This is a genomic window from Streptomyces sp. NPDC050674, from assembly GCF_040654575.1.
Classification (GTDB): Bacteria; Actinomycetota; Actinomycetes; order Streptomycetales; family Streptomycetaceae; genus Streptomyces.
This window is the reverse complement of record NZ_JBFAIG010000016.1, coordinates 29,203-48,204: the sequence shown is the minus strand read 5'-3', so window position 1 is coordinate 48,204 and position 19,002 is coordinate 29,203. Positions and strand designations below refer to the sequence as shown.

The following is a 19,002-nucleotide window of genomic DNA, read 5'->3' as shown; positions in this document are numbered from 1 at the left end:
CTCGGGAATCTCGGTGCGGACTATCGGGCGCGGTTCAGGGTCTGCAGGGCGGCCTTCAGCAGCTGGCCCACCTGGGGTGTGCCCCCGGCGGCCTCGGCCTGCGGGGCCACGGCCGACACGGCCTCGTCGGCCTCCCGGGTCGCGTAACCGAGGCCGATGAGGGCGGCGTGCAGCTGGTCGCGCCAGCCCGAGCTGACCGGTGCGCCGACGGCGGGTGCGCCGACCGGGGCGCCGAGCCGGTCCTTGAGCTCCAGCAGCAGCTTCTGGGCGCCCTTCTTGCCGATGCCGGGGACGGCGGTGAGCGCCTTCTCGTCGGCGGTGGACACCGCCCGGCGCAGCGCGTCGGGGGTGTGCACGGCGAGCATGGCCTGGGCGAGTCTCGGTCCCACGCCGCTCGCGGTCTGGAGCAGTTCGAAGACCTGCCGCTCGTCGTCGTCCGCGAAGCCGTACAGGGTGAGGGAGTCCTCGCGCACGACGAGGGAGGTGTGCAGCTTGGCGGGCCGGCCCGTGCGGAGCGTGGACAGCGTGTTCGGCGTGCACTGCACGGCCATGCCCACGCCGCCGACCTCGACGACCGCGGCGTCGGGGGCGAGCGCGGCGACCGTGCCGCTGACGAAGGCGATCATGCCGTACGGCCTTTCGATGTGTGCAGGGCGACGGCCTGCTGGAGTCGGTTCTGCGCGGGGGCGCGCCAGATGTGGCAGATGGCGAGGGCGAGGGCGTCGGCCGCGTCGGCGGGCTTGGGCGGGGCGCTGAGCCGGAGCAGCCGGGTCACCATGGCGCCGACCTGGGCCTTGTCGGCCCGGCCGCTGCCGGTGACGGCGGCCTTGACCTCGCTGGGGGTGTGCAGCGCGACGGGGATCCCGCGGCGGGCGGCGCACAGCATGGCGACGGCACTGGCCTGGGCGGTGCCCATCACCGTGCGGACGTTGTGCTGGCTGAAGACGCGCTCGACGGCGACGAACTCGGGCCGGTGCTCGTCCAGCCACTGCTCGATGCCCTGCTCGACCGCGACCAGGCGGTGGCCGAGCTCGGCGTCCGCGGGTGTGCGCACGACACCGACGCCGATCATGGTGAGCGGCCGTCCGGCGACGCCCTCGACCACGCCGACACCGCACCGGGTCAGCCCCGGGTCCACCCCCAGTACGCGCACGCGCCCTCCCCTTTTTGCGGCTGAACCGCCGCCGCTCTCGCGGACCCGGTGCTGAGCACCGTCGTGGTTCCTCGATCATTGGTCGCGGTCCGTGGCCGGTGATCTTTGGCTACGCCAGGCTATCCGCTGCCACCGACAACGACGGCGGGCCGAAAGACGTGTGTCCCCCGGCCCGCCGAGATCGCGGCATTCGCGGCGCGTTACGCGTCGACCTTCTCCATGACTTCGTCGCTCACGTCGAAGTTGGCGAAGACGTTCTGCACGTCGTCGCTGTCCTCCAGCGCGTCGATCAGCTTGAAGATCTTCTTGGCGCCCTCCTCGTCCAGTTCGACCTGCATGGTCGGGACGAAGTTGGCGTCGGCGGAGTCGTAGTCGATGCCGGCGTCCTGGAGGGCGGTGCGGACCGCGACCAGGTCGGTGGCCTCGCTGATGACCTCGAAGGTCTCGCCGAGGTCGTTGACCTCCTCGGCACCGGCGTCCAGGACGGCGCCGAGGACGTCGTCCTCGGTCAGCTCGCCCTTGGGGACGATCACGACGCCCTTGCGGTTGAACAGGTACGACACCGAGCCCGGGTCGGCCATGGAGCCGCCGTTGCGGGTCATGGCGACGCGGACCTCGGAGGCGGCGCGGTTGCGGTTGTCGGTGAGGCACTCGATGAGCACCGCGACACCGTTCGGGCCGTAGCCCTCGTACATGATCGTCTCGTAGTCGGCGCCGCCGGCCTCGAGGCCCGCGCCGCGCTTGACCGCGGAGTCGATGTTCTTGTTGGGGACCGACGACTTCTTGGCCTTCTGGATGGCGTCATAGAGCGTCGGGTTGCCCTCGGGGTCGGCGCCGCCCATGCGCGCCGCGACCTCGATGTTCTTGATCAGCTTCGCGAAGAGCTTGCCGCGCTTGGCATCGATGACGGCCTTCTTGTGCTTCGTCGTGGCCCATTTAGAGTGGCCGGACATCTGCCTGTCTCCTTCGCGTAACCCATCTCAGCAACGAACGCAGGAATCCTACAAGGACTCGGCTGTCCGGTTCGCCCGCACCATGTCGACGAACAGGGCGTGCACCCGGTGATCGCCGGTCAGTTCCGGGTGGAACGAGGTGGCCAGGGCGTTGCCCTGACGTACGGCGACGATGTGACCGGCGTGCTCGGCGAGCACCTCGGCCCGGGCGCCGACGGACTCCACCCAGGGGGCGCGGATGAAGACGCCCTCCACAGGGTCGCCCTCGACGCCCGCGATGTCGACGGCCGCCTCGAAGGACTCGTTCTGCCGGCCGAAGGCGTTGCGGCGCACGATCATGTCGATGCCGCCGATGGTCTCCTGGCCCGACCGCGGGTCGAGGATCTTGTCCGCCAGCATGATCATGCCGGCGCAGGTGCCGTAGACGGGCATGCCGTCCCGCACCCGCGCGCGCAGGGGTTCCATCACCCCGAACAGGACGGCCAGCTTGGAGATGGTGGTGGACTCGCCGCCGGGGATGACCAGGCCGTCCACCTCGGCGAGTTCTTCGGGGCGCCGCACCGGCCTGGCCACGGCGTCGGCCGCGGCCAGGGCGACGAGGTGCTCCCGGACGTCGCCCTGGAGGGCCAGGACGCCTATGACAGGAGTGCTCATGAGTGGTTACCAGCCGCGGTTGGCGTAGCGCTCGGCCTCGGGCAGGGTGTCGCAGTTGATGCCGACCATGGCCTCGCCGAGGTTGCGGGACGCGTCGGCGATGATCTTCGGGTCGTCGTAGAAGGTGGTGGCCTTCACGATGGCGGCGGCGCGCTTGGCGGGGTCGCCCGACTTGAAGATGCCGGAGCCGACGAAGACGCCCTCGGCGCCGAGCTGGCGCATCAGGGCGGCGTCGGCCGGGGTGGCGACGCCACCGGCGGAGAACAGCACCACGGGGAGCTTGCCGAGCTCGGCGACTTCCCTGACGAGCTCGTACGGGGCGCGCAGCTCCTTGGCGGCGGCGTACAGCTCGTTGTTGTCGTAGCCGCGCAGGCGGGCGATCTCGTTCTTGATCTGGCGCAGGTGGCGGACGGCCTCGACGACGTTGCCGGTGCCGGCCTCGCCCTTGGAGCGGATCATGGCCGCGCCCTCGGCGATGCGGCGCAGGGCCTCGCCCAGGTTGGTGGCGCCACAGACGAACGGCGTGGTGAAGGCCCACTTGTCGGAGTGGTTGACCTCGTCGGCCGGGGTGAGGACCTCGGACTCGTCGATGTAGTCGACGCCGAGGGACTGGAGCACCTGGGCCTCGACGAAGTGGCCGATGCGGGACTTGGCCATGACCGGGATGGAGACGGCGTCGATGATGCCCTCGATCATGTCCGGGTCGGACATGCGGGCCACGCCGCCGTCCTTGCGGATGTCGGCCGGGACCCGCTCCAGGGCCATGACGGCCACGGCGCCCGCGTCCTCGGCGATCTTCGCCTGCTCCGGCGTGACGACGTCCATGATGACGCCGCCCTTGAGCTGCTCGGCCATGCCGCGCTTGACTCGGGCGGTGCCGGTGGCGGGAGCCTGGTTTTCGGAGATGGACACGGGTGACCTCGCTGAGGGAAATGGGGATTTCTGCAGCACTGAGGAAACGTGAGAGAACCAGGCCACAGCAAGGGCCAATGGCAACGCCGTGGATCCTTTTTGCGTCGGACGGCCGGAAAACGCCCCTGGGAACGGGGTCAGGCGGCCCGGGCCACCAGGGCCGCCGGAGGCTCGTCGTCCATTTCGAAGGCCATGGGGAAGGGCGCGTGACCGGCCAGGCGGAACCAGCGCACCTTGCGATGCCGGCGCAGGGCCCGGGCCGCCCGTACGGCGTCGTTGTGGAAGCGGCGGGCCATCGGCACCCGGCGGACCGCCTCGGTGAGCTCCCGGGCCGCCTCCTCTCCCCCGGGTGCCTCGCGCACCGCCTCCACCTGCGGGGCCTCGCCGAAGACGGCCCGCAGCGCCTGGCTCAGTTCGCTCTCGGCGACTTCCCGCTGCTCCTCCTCGGCCTGCCGGGCGGCGTGCGCGGCCTCGTAGAGCACGATCGAGGCGGCCGGATCCAGGACCCCCGCCGTCGCCAGTTCCTGCGCCACCGAGGCCCGGCGCAGCAGCTGCGCGTCCAGGGCGGCCCGGGCGGCGTCGATCCGGGCGTGCAGACGGTCGAGCCGGCCGGCGGTCCAGCTCAGGTAGAGCCCGATCGCGACCAGGGCGACGGCGATCCAGATGAGAGTGGTGGTCACGGGCGGCAAGGCTAGCGGCACGAGGGTCCCCGCCGTTCACCCCGTCCCGCCCGTGATCAGCGGTCGCGGTCCTGCGTCAGGGGCGGGATGGACATCAGAGTCTTGAAGTGCCCCTTGGGGTGGCCCTCGCCGACGAGTTGCTCCTCCGCCTCGACCCAGGCGTGGGCGGCGAAGGGGTGGGTGCGCACGCCGGTGCACCAGGTGGGCCAGGCACCGCGCATGCGGCAGAGCAGGGCGGTGGCGATGGAGCGCTGGAGGCAGCCCTGCCCGGCGCAGCGCAGGCTGACGGACACGACCTCCTCGCGGGCTCTGAGCGCCTGCGCGGCCGTCGCGGGTGCGGCGCCCCGGCGGGCGAACTCCAGGACGGTGCGCAGCCGGGCGGGTCTGACCTTGGCCAGCAGCCGGGCGACGCCCACGGCCAGCAGGGGCATGACGCGGCGGTGCACCGGGAGGCGGCGCCGTTCGGCCAGCGCGACGGGCATGCTCACGAGATCACCAGTTCCGAGCCTCGCAGTCGCTCGATCACGGCGCTCACGTCGCGCTCGGCCTGCTGGGAGTCGATCCCGTACCGGCTCGCGAGTCCGCCGGCGATGGCGGCGGGCTCGTGCCCGTCGAGCAGTTCGCGCAGCACGTGGGCGCCGGTGTTGTTCAACTGCCAGTAGCGGCCGGTACGTTCGTTGAGCAGGACCGTGCCGTCGTCGGTGTCGGTGGTGCTCACGTCAGGGTGCAGGCGCACGGGCGTCGAACCTCCAGACAGGGGTGGGGCGGGTGGCGGCGCGCAGCCAGGTCTCGCAGCCGATCAGGGGTTCCAGGGCGATCCTCGTGGAGTTGTCCGGCTGGGGTGCGAGCAACCGGGTGCGCAGTGCCGCGGGGTCGATCAGGCCCCGGGCGGCCAGGGCCGAGTCGTCGAGCATCTCCAGGATGGCGGGCAGGTTGCGGCGCAGCCCGCTGTTGGCCTCGTCGCTGAACTCGCCCTTGGTGGAGCGGCCCAGCACGGGCTGCGGGACAATGCCGCACATCGCGTCGGCCAGCAGGGGCTTGTAGCGCCAGGGGCCCGCGTGTTCGTGCGCCCGGACCGCCAGGACCGCTTCCACCACGCGGTCGTCGAAGAAGGGCGAGTCGAGCTGTACGCCGTCGTCGGCGAACACGCGGGCCAGTTGCCGGTACCAGGGGGCGGCGGTGCGCACGGCCAGGAGCGACTGGTGTTGTGCCAGGTCGCCGGAGAGCGGCTGCACCCGGGTCGCGGTGTCCCGCAGGGCCTCTCGGGCCGCCTCGATCGCGGTGCCGGTGGCCCAGGACGGTGCGCGCAGCGTCCACAAGCCCCACCCGAGTGCGGGTCTGCGTCTGGGCGGGGGCGGGTCGGTGAGCCGGTCGGCCTGGCTGCGCCACCAGGCGGCTTCGTCACCGGGGCGGGTCAGCGCGGCCAGGGTCGGCAGGACGGGCCAGCGGCTCAGCGCGCCGTATCCGCGGACGTGCCGCAGGGCGGTCAGCGGACGGCGGCGGAGCAGTCGGTGGAGGTAACCGGGGAACGGCGTGAACAGCTCGTCGCCGCCGTGTCCGGCGAGGTGTCTGCGCGATCCGGTGCCGGCCAGCAGGCGGGCCGTGTGCCGGGTGCGGGCGAGGGTGCGGGCGAAGGGGTAGGGCCCCTCGGTGTCCACCGGCTCGTCGCAGTCGGTGAAGAGGGAGGGGAGGTCGCCGGGCGGGACCACGAGGTGCTCGGCCCGGTCGAGGGCGCCGATGGCGTACGTGGCGAAAGCGGCGTCGTCGTTGCCCGCCTCGGCCTCGCCCCAGCGGAACGTCACCAGGTCGGGCGTGCTCCGGGCGGCGAGGAAGCACAGTGAGGTGGAGTCCATGCCGCCGGACAGGTCCGTGCTGAGCCGTCCCTGCTCGGGCGCGCGGTACTCGAAGGCCGAGGTGAGAGCCTGACGCACCGCCTCGGCGCCTGCCGTCAGGGTCAGTTCGGGGGCTGGTGGCCGCCACCAGCGTGTCTCTCGTATCCGCTCGTGTTCCCACACCAGGCAGTGGTCCGGGGCGAGGGCGGATATGCCGGCCCACAGGGGCCGGTCGCCCAGCGGAGGCGGCAGGAACCCACCGGTGGCCACCCGCAGGGCCAGGACCTGTTCGTCGATCCCGGCACCGGTCATGACGGCGAGGACATCGGCCCGGTCGGCTGCCACCTCGACCTCGTTCGTCCGGGTGCGGAACACCCGGCGCAGTCCCGTCGCGCTGCCCTGGAAGCGAACCTCCCCGTGGGCCGAGACGACCAGGTGGCAGGAGCCGGGGAGGGACGTGGCGAGCGCGTCCGCGTCGGACACCGTCCGTATACGGGCGGCAAGTTCGGAGAGCCGGGCGGCGGGGACGGGACAGACCCCGACCACCGCCACCCGCACCGGGCCCGCGGTGACCACCGTGATCTCGCCGGTGGACCAACGGCCCACCAGCCACGGCCGCCCCGAGGCGTGCGCGTACTCCTGCGGCGACGCCCACGGCACGGCCGCACGAGCGGCGGCCGCCGCTGCCGTGTCCGGCAGGACCACGAACCCGGTGCTGCTCATCTACTCATCTCTCCGAGCGTGCTCGTGCCGGCGAGACGACTGTCAGAAGCCGCCCGAGTAGTGACCGAAGATGTCGTTGCCCCAGCCGATGAAGCCCAGGGTGTCCTCGTTGAACTCTCCGACCTCGGTCAGCGTCGGCGGGGCGTACGGCTCGGCGGTCGTGAGCTCGATCTGCTCGTCCACAACATCTCCTCCCGTTACAAGGGGCAGCCGGTCAGCTACCCATTGCACCGTACATTCGATATTGATTCATGATCCATCGGTTTTCACTCAATTCCCGGCAGCCACCTCGCACACTCGAGCGACACGGAAAGATCACGGTTGATCTGCGCAATCGATCATCAGCACCGTGACACACACGCGCCCGACCTGCCCTTTCGGCATGGCCGAAATGGACCGGGCGCCCGCCCGTCAGTCCCGGGCGAACCCCAGACGCCCCCACAGCCCGGTCGTCCGCTCGTCCTCGGCCACCGCCGCCGCGCCCGCCGTGACCGTCTCGTAGACGGACATGATGTCCGCGCCGACGGTCGACCAGTCGAAGCGCCGTACGTGGGCGCTCCCCCGCGCACGCAGCTCCGCCCGCCGCTCCGGGTCGTCCAGGAGGCGTACGGCCGCGTCGGCCAGGGCGTCGGCGTCCTCGTTGGGGAACAGCTCGCCCGCCGCTCCCCTGTCCAGGACCTGGGCGAAGGCGTCCAGGTCGGAGGCGAGGACGGGGGCGCCGGCGGACATGGCCTCGACCAGGATGATGCCGAAGCTCTCGCCGCCGGTGTTGGGCGCGACGTACAGGTCGACGCTGCGCAGGAAGCGGGCCTTGTCCTCGTCGCTGACCATGCCGAGGAACTCCACGCGGGAGCGCAGCTCGGCGGGCAGGGACTCCACGGCCTCCTTCTCGTCGCCGCGTCCGGCCACCAGCAGGCGCGTCCGCGGCCGGGCGGCGAGGATCTTCGGCAGGGCCTTCATGAGCACCGGCAGTCCCTTGCGGGGCTCGTCGATGCGCCCTATGAAGCCGATCGTGTCGCCCTGCCACTCGGCCTTGGGCTCCGCCTCGGCGAAGAAGCCGACGTCGACGCCGTTGGGGATGACCACCGCGTCCCCGCCGAGGTGCTCCACCAGCGTGCGGCGGGCGTACTCGCTGACCGCGATCCGCGCGCTGATCTTCTCCAGCGCGGCCTGGAGGATGGAGTACGCGGCGATCATCGCGCGGGAGCGCGGGTTGGAGGTGTGGAAGGTCGCCACGATCGGGCCCTGGGCGGCCCAGCAGGTCAGCAGGCCCAGCGAGGGCGAGGTCGGCTCGTGAATGTGGATCACGTCGAACGAACCGTCGTGCAGCCACCGGCGCACCCGGGCGGCACTGAGGAACCCGAAGTTCAGCCGGGCCACCGAGCCGTTGTACGGCACCGGCACCGCGCGCCCGGCCGAGACCACGTACGGGGGCAGCGGGGTGTCGTCGTCGGCGGGGGCCAGGACGGACACCTCGTGGCCGAGGCGGAGGAAGTACTCGGCGAGGTCGCGGATGTGGAACTGGACGCCCCCCGGCACGTCCCAGGAGTACGGGCAGACGATGCCGATCCTCACGGACGCCCCTTCCCCGGCTCGAGGTCCGCGAGCCACAGGCGTTGCAACATGTGCCAGTCCTCCGGGTGGTCGGCGATACCGGTGGCGAAGGCGTCGGCCAGCGCCTGTGTCATGACGGACGTCTTCTCGGCGCGCGTGCCCGACTCGGGGACCTCGACGGGCGGATGGACGCGACCGCGCATGACGGGCGAGTCGTCGTACCAGAGGGTGACGGGCAGCAGCGTGGCGCCGGTCTGCTGGGCGAGCAGGGCGGGTCCGGCCGGCATCCGGGCGGTGTCGCCGAAGAAGTCCACCTCGACCCCGGAGGCCGACAGGTCGCGGTCGGCGACCAGGCAGACCAGACCGCCGTCGCGCAGCCGCCGGGCCAGGGTGCCGAAGGCGGTGCCGCCGCTGTGCGGCAGGACCTCCATGCCGAGGCCCTCGCGGTAGGCGACGAACCGGTCGTAGAGCGTCTCGGGCTTCAGGCGCTCGGCGACCGTGGTGAAGGGGATGCCCAGCCTGGTGGTGACCCAGGCACCCGCGAGGTCCCAGTTGGCCAGGTGCGGCAGGGCGAGGATCACGCCCCTGCCCGCGTCCATGCCCTCGGTGAGGTGGTGCAGGTCCTTGGCGGTGAAACCGTCCGCGATCCGCTCCGCGCTCCAGGCGGGGAGGCGGAAGGACTCCATCCAGTAGCGCAGGTAGGAGCGCATGCCCGCGCGGGACAGCTCGGCGAGGCGCTCGGGGCTCGCGCCGGGCACCACGCGCGCGTAGTTGCTCTCCAGGCGCAGCACGCCCTTGCCGCGCTGCTTCCAGGCGGCGTCGGCGATGGTGCGCCCGAGCCGTACGGCGGCCGGCTCGGGGAGCTTCTTCACCGTGCTCCAGCCGAGGCCGTACAGCGCGTCCGTCAGCCGGTCCTGGGCGCTCACGTGGCGGCCTCGCTGCCGTGGGAGGCGTTGTGCTGCCCGCCCTCGTCGCCCTGCGCGGCGGCGGCCGCCTGCTCGGCCTCGGCGGACTCGCGGCGGACGGTGACGACCCGCTGGATCAGTGTGACGAGGCTGCCCACGGCGACGATCCACAGGGCGACGGGCAGCAGGTACTGGATGCCCGGCACGCCGAACGCGTGCAGGCCCGCCAGCCCGGCCGCGACCAGGGAGATCACCAGCCGCTCGGCGCGCTCGACGAGCCCGTTGACCGCCACCGGCAGCCCGATCGACTCGCCCCGGGCCTTGGTGTACGACACCACCTGCCCGCTGGCCAGGCAGAAGATCGAGACCGCGCAGAGCACGAGGTCGTCGCCTCCGCCCGCGTACCACAGGATGAAGCCGCCGAAGATCGCGCCGTCGGCGACCCGGTCGAGCGTGGAGTCCAGGAAGGCGCCCCAGCGGCTGGAGCGGCCGAGCTGGCGGGCCATGTTGCCGTCGACGAGGTCGGAGAACACGAAGAGCGTGATCACGACCGTGCCCCAGAAGAACTCGCCCATGGGGTAGAAGACCAGCGCGCCCGCGACCACACCGGCGGTGCCGATGAGCGTGACGGTGTCGGGGCTGACGCCCCGGCGGATCAGAAACGCGGCGAACGGTGTGAGGACACGCGTGAAGAATGCACGCGCGTACTTGTTCAGCATGGCCTTCCCGAGGGTCGGTGTCGCCGTCTGGCCCCTGCTGGCCACCGGCTGGCCCATCGTAGTCACGCGCGCGCGTGGTCGAGGCGCGGGCACCCGGACCCCTTTCGGGGGAACCCGTGCGCCCCTGGTGGCGGTGGGATCACGTCGTTCGTATGGACGCCCCGTGAGGACAGTGGGAAGGTCGAATGACCGCGGGCGTCGCCGGAGCCGCACCGCACGCGACGCGGGTCCCGCGTGTCCGCGCCCACAGTGACCTCACCGTGCACGGGAGGCAGGATCATGGGCGACAAGGCACAGACACACCCTGGGGCCGCCGGCAGGGCACAGGCGGCCGACCACCCCCAGTCCGTACGGAATGTGGTGCTGGTCGGCCACTCCGGATCGGGCAAGACCACCTTGGTGGAGGCCCTCGCGCTGACGGCGGGGGCGGTGAACCGGGCGGGCCGCGTGGAGGACGGCGGCACCGTCTCCGACCACGACGAGATCGAGCACCGGCAGCAGCGCTCGGTGCAGCTCTCCCTGGTGCCCGTGGAGTGGGACGGCATCAAGGTCAACCTTCTCGACACCCCCGGATACGCCGACTTCGTCGGTGAGCTCAGGGCCGGTCTGCGCGCGGCGGACGCGGCCCTCTTCGTCGTGTCGGCCTCGGACGGCGTGGACGGCTCGACCCGCGTCGTATGGGAGGAGTGCGCGGCCGTGGGCATGCCCCGCGCCATCGTCGTCACGCACCTGGAGTCGGCGCGCTCCGACTTCGAGGAGATGACCCGCACCTGCGCGGAGGCCTTCGGCGCGGACGATCCCGACGCGGTCCTGCCGCTCTACCTGCCGCTGCGCGGCCCCCAGGCCCCCGACGGGCACGCTCCCGTGACCGGGCTGATCGGGCTGCTGTCGCAGAAGCTGTTCGACTACTCGGCCGGCGAACGCAAGGAATCCGAGCCGGGCGAGGACCAGCTGCCGCTCATCGAGGAGGCCCGCAACCGGCTCATCGAGGGGATCATCGCGGAGAGCGAGGACGAGACCCTCATGGACCGCTACCTGGGCGGAGAGCCGATCGACGTCACGACGCTCATCGAGGACCTGGAGCGTGCCGTCGCCCGCGGGGCCTTCTTCCCGGTCCTGGCCGCCGCTCCCGCGGGCGAGGGCGCCCGGCAGGGGCTCGGCACCGTGGAGCTGCTGGAGCTGATCACGCGGGGCTTCCCGACGCCGCTGGAACACGAGACGGTGCGGGTGACGACGATCGACGGAAAGCCGCGCGAGCTCAAGCCCTGCGACCCGGACGCCCCGCTGGTCGCGGAGGTCGTGAAGACGTCCTCGGACCCGTACGTGGGCCGGCTGTCGCTGATCCGCGTGTTCTCGGGCACCCTGCGCGCCGACCAGACGGTCCACGTCTCCGGGCACGGGCTGGCCGACCGCGGCCACGAGGACCACGACGTCGACGAGCGGATCGGCGCCCTGTCCACACCGTTCGGCAAGCAGCAGCGGCCGGTGTCGCACGTCATCGCGGGTGATCTTGCGTGCGTGGCCAAGCTGAGCCGCGCCGAGACCGGTGACACCCTGTCCGCCAAGGACGACCCGCTGCTGATGGAGCCCTGGCAGATGCCCGACCCGCTGCTGCCGCTGGCCATCCAGGCGCACAGCAAACCGGACGAGGACAAGCTGTCCCAGGGCCTGGCCCGGCTGGTGGCCGAGGACCCGACGATGCGCCTTGAGCAGAACCAGGACACCCACCAGGTGGTCCTGTGGTGCCTGGGCGAGGCGCACGCGGACGTGGCCCTGGAGCGGCTGCGCAGCCGGTACGGCGTCCAGGTCGACGTCGTGCCCCACCGGGTGTCCCTGCGCGAGACGTTCGCGAGCAAGGCGGCCGGCCGGGGCAGGCACGTCAAACAGTCCGGCGGGCACGGGCAGTTCGCCATCTGCGAGATCGAGGTCGAGCCGCTGCCCGGCGGGTCCGGCATCGAGTTCGTCGACAAGGTCGTGGGCGGTGCGGTGCCCCGGCAGTTCATCCCGTCGGTGGAGAAGGGCGTACGCGCCCAGGCGGCGAAGGGAGTCGCGGCCGGGTACCCGCTCATCGACGTACGGGTGACCCTGCTGGACGGCAAGGCACACTCGGTGGACTCCTCCGACGCCGCCTTCCAGACGGCCGGCGCGCTGGCGCTGCGGGAGGCCGCGGCCGGCGCGAGGATCCATCTGCTGGAGCCGGTGGCGGAGGTGTCGGTGCTGGTCGGCGACGAGTTCGTGGGCGCCGTGATGAGCGATCTGTCAGGGCGGCGCGGCCGGGTGCTCGGCACCGAGCAGACACCCGGCGGACGCACCCTGATCCGGGCCGAGGTGCCGGAGATCGAGATCGGCCGCTACGCGATCGATCTGCGGTCGATGGCGCACGGCACCGCCGGGTTCAGCCGCCGGTACGCGCGGCACGAGCCGATGCCGCAGCAGGTGGCGGACCGGGTGCGTGAAGAGGAGCGCAAGGCCTCGTAGTTGGCGCCGGGCGCCCCCAAGTGCCCCTGTGGGAGCTTCCCTCCGCGGGGGCGGGCGGCTTGACGGGCGCCCGCCCCCGTTCGCCGGTGCGGACGGATACGCTGATGACCTGATCAACAGGTGTGCGCAGCGCGGAAGTCGGGAAGGCCGCAGATGCGGATGCGGCAGGCGATGGGGGCGGCAGTGACGGACGGATTCGACTTCAGCCCGGGGGCCCAGGTGCCCCTGGCGGGTGCGAGCGGCCAGACGGCGGCGACCTACGCGCTCGCCGCGGCGGCCTACCGGGACGACGAGGTCACCAAGATCCTGGCCGCCGACAACGAGTGGCACCAGTCGAAGGTGACCCCGCCGCGCCCGTGGGCGAAGATCTTCCGCCCCCGGCTGGGCGAGGCCTTCTCCCGCGCGGTGATCGACCGGATGCTGGGTGCCGGGCGCAAGCCGGTCATCCAGTCCTTCGGCATCGAGCCCCAGGTCGTCGTTGAGCACTGCCTCGCGGCCCACCGCATCCGCCGCGACCGCGACAACTGGCTCTCGGCGATCACGGTGATCTGCGGACTGCTGTTCCTGCCGGGCTTCCTCGTGTGGCTGCTGGTGTTCACGCTGCGCACCACCATGACCAAGCGCGAGGACAAACGGGCCGGTGCCCTCGCCACGACCCTGCTGCTCGCCATGGGCGCGCTGGCCGTGCTCTTCGTGATCCGCATGCCCTTCACCGGCTTCTGGGCGCTGTACGGACGCGCGGCGGTGATCATGCCGGTCGTCGGCTGGTTCTGGGCCAAGCAGATCTGCGAGCGGACCGCCCGTGACCTGCGCGAGCGCTGGTCGAGCCTGCTGTCGGGCGGCGGTGTGGGCGCCAAGATCCCGGAGGCCGTCCCCGGGAACCCGGGCGACGCGGCCGAGCAGGTCCGCAAGGAGCTGGCCCGTCTCGCGGCGGAGCAGCGGTCCAACTCCGTCTTCTACGCGGGCCCCAAGGGCATACTCGGCATGGGCACCCGGTGGGGCAGCTGGCAGCTGGCCGAGGAGCTGGTCTCCGCCGAGCCGGGCAAGGAGTTCCACCCCTTCCGCAGCTGGGACGTCATCGTGGCGATCCAGGGCGGCCTGGGCATGCTGGAGCGTACGTCCATCAACACCGGCGGCTTCCCCAAGCCGTCCATCACGCACTGGGTCGTCACGCCGATCGGTGAGAAGGCGACGGAGGTGTCCCGGCCGAGCGGCACGGACGTCGACGCGTACACGGTCCGGACGCACGCCATACAGGACATCTGCAACAAGCAGCAGTTCGGCAGCGGCGACCGGCACTACCTGGGCGTGCAGTGGACGCTGTGGGACGGCCACCTGGTGATCACCATGCTGATCACGGTGACCGTGCTGCACGACACGCTGCGCATCGAGGTCACCGGGCACGCCCTGGGGCCGGTCAACTCCCTGTTCAACGAGAAGCCGGCGGCCAAGGAGAAGAAGGTCCAGAAGGCCTTCCGCTTCTGGGAGACCCGCACGGTGAAGATGCCCCTGATCGACGCCGACGAGGTCGTACGGCTGGCCGCGCGTGCCCCCCTGACCTGGTACCCGCCGCTGCTGAACTGGCTCGGCGGCTCCCTGACCCTGCCGGAGCCGTTCGGCCTGCGGCACGCGTGGGCCGACCAGCCGTGGCGGCACCGGTTCATGGCCGACGACGCGCTGCGGGCGGCCACGCCGGTGCTGCGGGTGGTGCACGCGGCGGCGCTGAAGGTGCTGCGGGAGAACGGCGTGGACGTGGAGAAGTTCGGATCCAGGTCGGCGGCGCTCAGCGGGGCCGTGCAGGAGGCTTCGCCGAAGAAGGCGGACGTGTACGACGCGTAGGCCTCCGGCGTCGGCCGGTGGGGGCTCGTGTCCCCACCGGTCTGAACGGCCCCGTCCTCAAGTGCCGCCAGGGGCCGGCAGCAACCGCCGGGATCAGGTGGCCGGCCAGGCCTCCGCCAGCATCTTCCTCGTGTCGGCCAGGAGCTGCGGCAGCACCCGGGTGTGCCCCACCACCGGCATGAAGTTGGTGTCGCCGCCCCACCGCGGCACGATGTGCTGGTGCAGGTGCGCGGCGATGCCCGCGCCGGCGACCGTGCCCTGGTTCATGCCGATGTTGAAGCCGTGCGCGCCGGAGGCCGTGCGCAGGGCCGTCATCGCCTGCTTGGTGAGTTCGCCGAGCTCGGCCGTCTCCCCCGCCGTGAGGTCGGTGTAGTCGGCGACGTGCCGGTAGGGCACGGTCATCAGGTGCCCGCCGGTATACGGGTAGAGGTTGAGCACCGCGTAGACCTGCTCGCCGCGGCGGACGACGAGCCCGTCCTCGTCGGACTTGGCCGGGATGGAGCAGAAGGGGCAGCCGTCGCCGGCGCCCGGGCCGGTCGGCTTGTTCTCGCCCTGGATGTAGGCCATCCGATGGGGCGTCCACAGACGCTGGAACGCGTCCTGCGTCCCCACTCCCAGCTGCTGCTCCGGCTCACTCGTCATGCTCTGCAGCATATGGCGTCGAGCTGGGGGGACGGCAAAGGCCCCCGGGATCTCCCCGGGGGCCTTGGGCGCGTGAGATCAGACCTGGGCCCGCTCCTCGACGACCTTCTGGATCTTCGCGATGGCCTCGTCGAAGGGGATGCCGTTCTCCTGCGAGCCGTCGCGGTAGCGGAACGACACGGACTCGTGGGACATGTCCTCGTCGCCCGCGATGACCATGAAGGGCACCTTCTGCTTCTGGGCGTTGCGGATCTTCTTCTGCATGCGGTCGGAGGAGGAGTCGACGTCGACGCGCAGGCCCTTCTTCCGGGCCGCGGCGGCGAACTTCTCCAGGTACTCCACGTGCGCGTCGCCGATCGGGATGCCGATCGCCTGGACCGGCGCCAGCCACGCCGGGAAGGCGCCCGCGTAGTGCTCCAGGAGCACCGCGAAGAAGCGCTCGATGGAGCCGAACAGCGCGCGGTGGATCATGACCGGGCGGGTCTTGGTGCCGTCCGCGGAGGTGTACTCCAGGTCGAAGCGCTCCGGCAGGTTGAAGTCGAGCTGGATGGTCGACATCTGCCAGGTGCGGCCGATGGCGTCCTTGGCCTGGACGGAGATCTTGGGGCCGTAGAAGGCGGCGCCGCCCGGGTCGGGCACCAGGGGCAGGCCCTGCTTCTCGGCGACCTGGCGCAGCGTCTCGGTCGCCTCCTCCCAGGCCTCGTCGGAGCCGACGAACTTCTCCGGGTCCTTGGTGGACAGCTCGAGGTAGAAGTCGGTCAGGCCGTAGTCGCGCAGCAGGTTCAGCACGAACGTGAGCGTCTTGTCGAGCTCCTCGGACATCTGCTCACGGGTGCAGTAGATGTGCGCGTCGTCCTGGGTGAAGCCGCGGGCCCGGGTCAGGCCGTGCACGACGCCCGACTTCTCGTAGCGGTACACGGTCCCGAACTCGAACAGGCGCAGCGGCAGTTCGCGGTAGGAGCGGCCGCGCGCGTCGAAGATCAGGTTGTGCATCGGGCAGTTCATGGGCTTGAGGTAGTAGTCCACGCCCTCGTCGAGCTGCATGGGCGGGTACATGCCGTCGGCGTACCAGTCCAGGTGGCCCGAGGTCTCGAAGAGCTTCCCCTTGGTGGCGTGCGGGGTGTAGACGAACTCGTAGCCCTCCTCCTCGTGGCGGCGGCGCGAGTAGTCCTCCATGACCCGGCGGATGATGCCGCCCTTGGGGTGGAAGACGGCCAGGCCGGAGCCGATCTGCTCGGGGATGGAGAACAGGTCCAGCTCGTTGCCCAGCTTGCGGTGGTCGCGCTTCTCGGCCTCGGCGAGGAACTCCAGGTGCGCCTTCAGCTCGTCCTTGGTGGGCCAGGCGGTGCCGTAGATGCGCTGGAGCATGGGGTTCTTCTCGCTGCCGCGCCAGTAGGCGGCCGCGTTGCGCATGAGCTTGAACGCCGGGATCGCGCGGGTGGACGGCAGGTGGGGGCCCCGGCAGAGGTCCTTCCAGCACAGGTCGCCGGTCTTGGCGTCGAGGTTGTCGTAGATCGTCAGCTCGCCGGCGCCGACCTCGACGTCCGCACCGTCGTCGGACGAGGCGGAGCCCTTGAGGCCGATCAGCTCCAGCTTGTAGGGCTCACCGGCCAGCTCCTCGCGGGCGGCCTCGTCGGTGACCACGCGGCGGGAGAAGCGCTGCCCGCGCTTCTGGATCTCCTGCATCTTCTTCTCGATGGCCTTGAGATCCTCGGGCGTGAACGGCTTCTCGACGTCGAAGTCGTAGTAGAAGCCGTCCTTGACCGGCGGGCCGATGCCCAGCTTGGCCTCGGGGAAGAGCTCCTGCACGGCCTGCGCCATGACGTGCGCGGTGGAGTGGCGCAGGATGTTGAGGCCGTCCTCGGAGGAGATCTCGACGCCCTCGACCTCGTCGCCGTCGGACAGGGCGTACGACAGGTCCTTGAGCTCGCCGGCGACGCGCGCGGCGATGATGGAGCGCTCGCCCGCGAAGAGCTCGGCGGCCGTAGTGCCCGTCGTCACCACGCGTTCTTCCCGCTCGGAATCGCGCTGGATGATCACACGGACGTCTGACACCGGTCTCTCCTGACTGAAGGGGGCTGCGTGCGCCATACCGGAGCGCGCGCACGAGTAAGGATCGTACCGACCCGACACCACCCTTCGCGAAATCAGTCCCCGCACTCCCCTCCGCAGGCCTCCTCGAAGAAGTCCAGGTTCTCGTGGAGCTCCTTCAGCAGCCGGTCCCGCTCGGCGTCGTCGACCTGTACGGGGACGACGCCGTGGGCGCCGGTGAGGCGGCGGAACCCGCCCCGGCTCTCCAGCCGCCCCTGCACCCGCACCGGGAGTCCGACGAGGTGGGCGTGGCCGGCGATGCGGTAGCCCTCCTCGTCCAGGGTGATCCGGACGTTCGGCACGTCGGCCCCGGCCAGCACGCGCAGCCGTACGGTGCCGTCGCCGCGCGGCCCGGACCGGCGCAGCCGGACCACCGCTCCCGTGATCCGCACCGGGACGGCGGGTTCCTCGCGCAGGTAGCGGGCGCCCGCCTCGCGCAGCACGGTCAGGTCGCCGGGTGAGAACTCGACGGGCTCGGCGGAGGGCGCGCACCTCGGGCACACCGGCCGCCGGGGCCCATGCGACGGCGATCCGGGCGCCCTCGGTGCCCCGGACGAGGGTCACGAGCGCCTCGGTGAGCTCGTGGCTCACCCCGGCCTCGACGGCCGCGTCGAAGGCGTCCATGCCGCCGGTGGCCCGCTGGTAGTCGATGGCCTCCCTGGCGGCGAAGAGGGCCTGGTGGAGGCGTACGGCCAGGGGGCGTCCGCCCGCGACGGGCACGAAGGCGGTGAGCCGGCCGTCGGTCGCGGAGCCGACGAGGACGTCGGCCAGGGCCGCTGCGGCGGAGCGCCGGTGGCGGGCGCCGTGGTAGCCGGCCCGCGCGCGGGTGGCGAGGGCCGCGGCGAGCAGCATCCGGCGGGCGGCGCCGCGCAGCCGGTCCTCGACGGTCCAGGACGCGGTGCCGGCGGGCCCGGCGGGGACGTCGTGCCACCAGCGGATCTCGTCGCTGGGCACGGTGAGGGAGACCAGGACCTCGCGGGCGGAGGGCGCGCCGCTGCGGGACAGCGCGAGCAGGGCCTCCGCGAGCAGGTCGTCGCTGTCGGGGAAGGCGCGGCTCTCGGGGACCAGGAGGCTGGTTCCGCCGGCGCCGGGGCCGGGCGGGGTCCAGCGGCCGTAGCGGCCCGGGGCGCCGCCGCGTCGCTGCCAGCCGTGCCGGCGCAGCAGGGCGCCCAGCACGGCCGGGTCGACGTCGGCGGGCCCGGGCGGGTGGCCGGTGCGTCCCGGTGTGCCGACGGGGTGCGGCCGGACCGGCCCGCGGGGCTCCTCGGTCGGGCGGTGCGTCACGGTTTCCCTCCCGTCCCGACCCTCGTCATGATCTCGCACAGGGCCCGGTCGTCGAAGATGCGTGAGGTCGGTATGCGCACGGTGGTGCGGCGGCGGCCGGTGATCGGCTGTCCGGCGAGGTTGGTCCAGTAGCAGCAGTGCCTGAGGTCGAGCCGGTCGTGGCCGGCCCGCAGCCAGTCGTCCTGGGAGCGCGGCACCAGCATCACGACGAGGATCTTGTGCACCGACACGGGGGTGCGGGCGAGCTTCGCCAGGTGGTCGTTGTCGAGGGTGAAGGAGAAGGTGCGGCCCGGGGGGTGGGGCGGCACCTGGTAGGTGGCTTTGAGCTGCACCTTGATGGTGACCTCGTCGTCGACCGTGTGGCCGGGGGCGCTGTGGCTGACGTGCCAGTCGATGCCGTTGTCGGGAAAGGGCTGGGACAGCGAGCAGCCGGCGGCCGCCGCGACGGCGTGGAGGTAGCCGACCTGCAAGGTCTCCATGCAGGCGGTGGTGGCGAGAGTGCCGCGCGAGGGAGCCGTGCGCTCGGGCAGCAGCCCGCCCCGTTCGGGCTGCGCTATGGCCATGGCCAACAGCCTTCCAGAAC

General features: G+C 71.8%; 18 protein-coding genes and 1 pseudogene. 2 read left to right on the top strand and 17 right to left on the bottom strand.

Going from position 1 to position 19,002, the window contains the following annotated elements; genetic code table 11:
* Positions 1–20: 20 nt before the first annotated feature.
* The 13 genes from ruvA to pgsA form a co-directional block, all read right to left on the bottom strand.
* Positions 21–626: a Holliday junction branch migration protein RuvA gene (gene ruvA, locus AB0I06_RS25085; RefSeq protein ID WP_363121088.1), complete on the bottom strand. Its 606-nt coding sequence runs from the start codon at positions 624–626 to the stop codon at positions 21–23.
* Complete coding sequence (gene ruvC, locus AB0I06_RS25080; RefSeq protein WP_363121087.1) at positions 623–1,153, bottom strand: crossover junction endodeoxyribonuclease RuvC; 531 nt, start codon at positions 1,151–1,153, stop codon at positions 623–625. Before ruvC ends, ruvA begins: the two co-directional genes overlap by 4 nt.
* 200 nt (positions 1,154–1,353) lie before the next feature.
* Positions 1,354–2,106 (bottom strand): YebC/PmpR family DNA-binding transcriptional regulator, encoded by a 753-nt coding sequence (locus AB0I06_RS25075; protein ID WP_031116589.1) that lies wholly within the window; start codon positions 2,104–2,106, stop codon positions 1,354–1,356.
* A gap of 48 nt (positions 2,107–2,154) precedes the next feature.
* Complete coding sequence (gene pdxT / locus AB0I06_RS25070; protein ID WP_363121086.1) at positions 2,155–2,760, bottom strand: pyridoxal 5'-phosphate synthase glutaminase subunit PdxT; 606 nt, start codon at positions 2,758–2,760, stop codon at positions 2,155–2,157.
* Between the two features lie 6 nt (positions 2,761–2,766).
* Positions 2,767–3,672, bottom strand: a complete 906-nt coding sequence (gene pdxS / locus AB0I06_RS25065; protein ID WP_363121085.1) for a pyridoxal 5'-phosphate synthase lyase subunit PdxS — start codon at positions 3,670–3,672, stop codon at positions 2,767–2,769.
* A gap of 137 nt (positions 3,673–3,809) precedes the next feature.
* Entirely contained in the window at positions 3,810–4,352 is a 543-nt protein-coding gene (locus AB0I06_RS25060; protein WP_363121084.1) for a hypothetical protein, read from the bottom strand.
* A gap of 56 nt (positions 4,353–4,408) precedes the next feature.
* Entirely contained in the window at positions 4,409–4,840 is a 432-nt protein-coding gene (locus tag AB0I06_RS25055) for a lasso peptide biosynthesis B2 protein (protein ID WP_363121083.1), read from the bottom strand.
* Positions 4,837–5,070: a lasso peptide biosynthesis PqqD family chaperone gene (locus AB0I06_RS25050; protein ID WP_363121082.1), complete on the bottom strand. Its 234-nt coding sequence runs from the start codon at positions 5,068–5,070 to the stop codon at positions 4,837–4,839. The genes AB0I06_RS25055 and AB0I06_RS25050 overlap by 4 nt, the downstream gene beginning before the upstream one ends.
* A 1-nt stretch (position 5,071) precedes the next feature.
* Positions 5,072–6,907: a lasso peptide isopeptide bond-forming cyclase gene (locus AB0I06_RS25045; protein WP_363121081.1), complete on the bottom strand. Its 1,836-nt coding sequence runs from the start codon at positions 6,905–6,907 to the stop codon at positions 5,072–5,074.
* A gap of 42 nt (positions 6,908–6,949) precedes the next feature.
* Entirely contained in the window at positions 6,950–7,090 is a 141-nt protein-coding gene (locus AB0I06_RS25040) for a lasso RiPP family leader peptide-containing protein (RefSeq protein ID WP_158761618.1), read from the bottom strand.
* A gap of 228 nt (positions 7,091–7,318) precedes the next feature.
* Entirely contained in the window at positions 7,319–8,482 is a 1,164-nt protein-coding gene (locus tag AB0I06_RS25035) for a glycosyltransferase family 4 protein (RefSeq protein ID WP_363121080.1), read from the bottom strand.
* Positions 8,479–9,387 (bottom strand): phosphatidylinositol mannoside acyltransferase, encoded by a 909-nt coding sequence (locus tag AB0I06_RS25030; protein ID WP_363121079.1) that lies wholly within the window; start codon positions 9,385–9,387, stop codon positions 8,479–8,481. The genes AB0I06_RS25035 and AB0I06_RS25030 overlap by 4 nt, the downstream gene beginning before the upstream one ends.
* The gene (gene pgsA / locus AB0I06_RS25025; RefSeq protein WP_363121203.1) at positions 9,384–10,142 is read right to left on the bottom strand and encodes a phosphatidylinositol phosphate synthase; all 759 of its coding nucleotides are present in this window, start codon (positions 10,140–10,142) and stop codon (positions 9,384–9,386) included. Before pgsA ends, AB0I06_RS25030 begins: the two co-directional genes overlap by 4 nt.
* A gap of 222 nt (positions 10,143–10,364) precedes the next feature.
* Between pgsA and AB0I06_RS25020 the strand changes: the two genes are divergently transcribed.
* Positions 10,365–12,563 (top strand): elongation factor G-like protein EF-G2, encoded by a 2,199-nt coding sequence (locus tag AB0I06_RS25020; RefSeq protein WP_363121078.1) that lies wholly within the window; start codon positions 10,365–10,367, stop codon positions 12,561–12,563.
* Between the two features lie 171 nt (positions 12,564–12,734).
* Positions 12,735–14,402, top strand: coding sequence for a hypothetical protein (locus tag AB0I06_RS25015; protein WP_363121202.1), 1,668 nt, complete (start codon positions 12,735–12,737; stop codon positions 14,400–14,402).
* Positions 14,403–14,495: 93 nt separating this feature from the next.
* Here the strand turns inward: AB0I06_RS25015 and AB0I06_RS25010 are convergent, their stop codons facing one another.
* The 4 genes and pseudogenes from AB0I06_RS25010 to AB0I06_RS24995 all read right to left on the bottom strand — a co-directional run bounded on the left by AB0I06_RS25010 (position 14,496) and on the right by AB0I06_RS24995 (position 18,982).
* Complete coding sequence (locus AB0I06_RS25010) at positions 14,496–15,056, bottom strand: HIT domain-containing protein (protein ID WP_363121077.1); 561 nt, start codon at positions 15,054–15,056, stop codon at positions 14,496–14,498.
* 66 nt (positions 15,057–15,122) lie between these two features.
* Complete coding sequence (thrS, locus tag AB0I06_RS25005; protein WP_363121076.1) at positions 15,123–17,099, bottom strand: threonine--tRNA ligase; 1,977 nt, start codon at positions 17,097–17,099, stop codon at positions 15,123–15,125.
* 92 nt (positions 17,100–17,191) lie between these two features.
* Positions 17,192–18,419, bottom strand: a pseudogene (locus tag AB0I06_RS25000) (hypothetical protein).
* On the bottom strand, positions 18,416–18,982 hold the full coding sequence (locus AB0I06_RS24995; RefSeq protein ID WP_361876385.1) for a DUF4365 domain-containing protein: 567 nt from the start codon (positions 18,980–18,982) through the stop codon (positions 18,416–18,418). The pseudogene AB0I06_RS25000 and the gene AB0I06_RS24995 overlap by 4 nt, the downstream one beginning before the upstream one ends.
* Positions 18,983–19,002 lie beyond the last annotated feature (20 nt).

Excerpts from the sequence above, each read along its gene's own strand:
- ruvA (WP_363121088.1), bottom strand. The coding sequence starts at position 626 with ATGATCGCCTTCGTCAGCGGCACGGTCGCCGCGCTCGCCCCCGACGCC.
- AB0I06_RS25015 (WP_363121202.1), top strand. The coding sequence starts at position 12,735 with ATGGGGGCGGCAGTGACGGACGGATTCGACTTCAGCCCGGGGGCCCAG.
- AB0I06_RS25010 (WP_363121077.1), bottom strand. The coding sequence starts at position 15,056 with ATGCTGCAGAGCATGACGAGTGAGCCGGAGCAGCAGCTGGGAGTGGGG.
- AB0I06_RS24995 (WP_361876385.1), bottom strand. The coding sequence starts at position 18,982 with ATGGCCATAGCGCAGCCCGAACGGGGCGGGCTGCTGCCCGAGCGCACG.
- pgsA (WP_363121203.1), bottom strand. The coding sequence starts at position 10,142 with ATGGGCCAGCCGGTGGCCAGCAGGGGCCAGACGGCGACACCGACCCTC.
- AB0I06_RS25020 (WP_363121078.1), top strand. The coding sequence starts at position 10,365 with ATGGGCGACAAGGCACAGACACACCCTGGGGCCGCCGGCAGGGCACAG.
- AB0I06_RS25075 (WP_031116589.1), bottom strand. The coding sequence starts at position 2,106 with ATGTCCGGCCACTCTAAATGGGCCACGACGAAGCACAAGAAGGCCGTC.
- AB0I06_RS25045 (WP_363121081.1), bottom strand. The coding sequence starts at position 6,907 with ATGAGCAGCACCGGGTTCGTGGTCCTGCCGGACACGGCAGCGGCGGCC.
- pdxT (WP_363121086.1), bottom strand. The coding sequence starts at position 2,760 with ATGAGCACTCCTGTCATAGGCGTCCTGGCCCTCCAGGGCGACGTCCGG.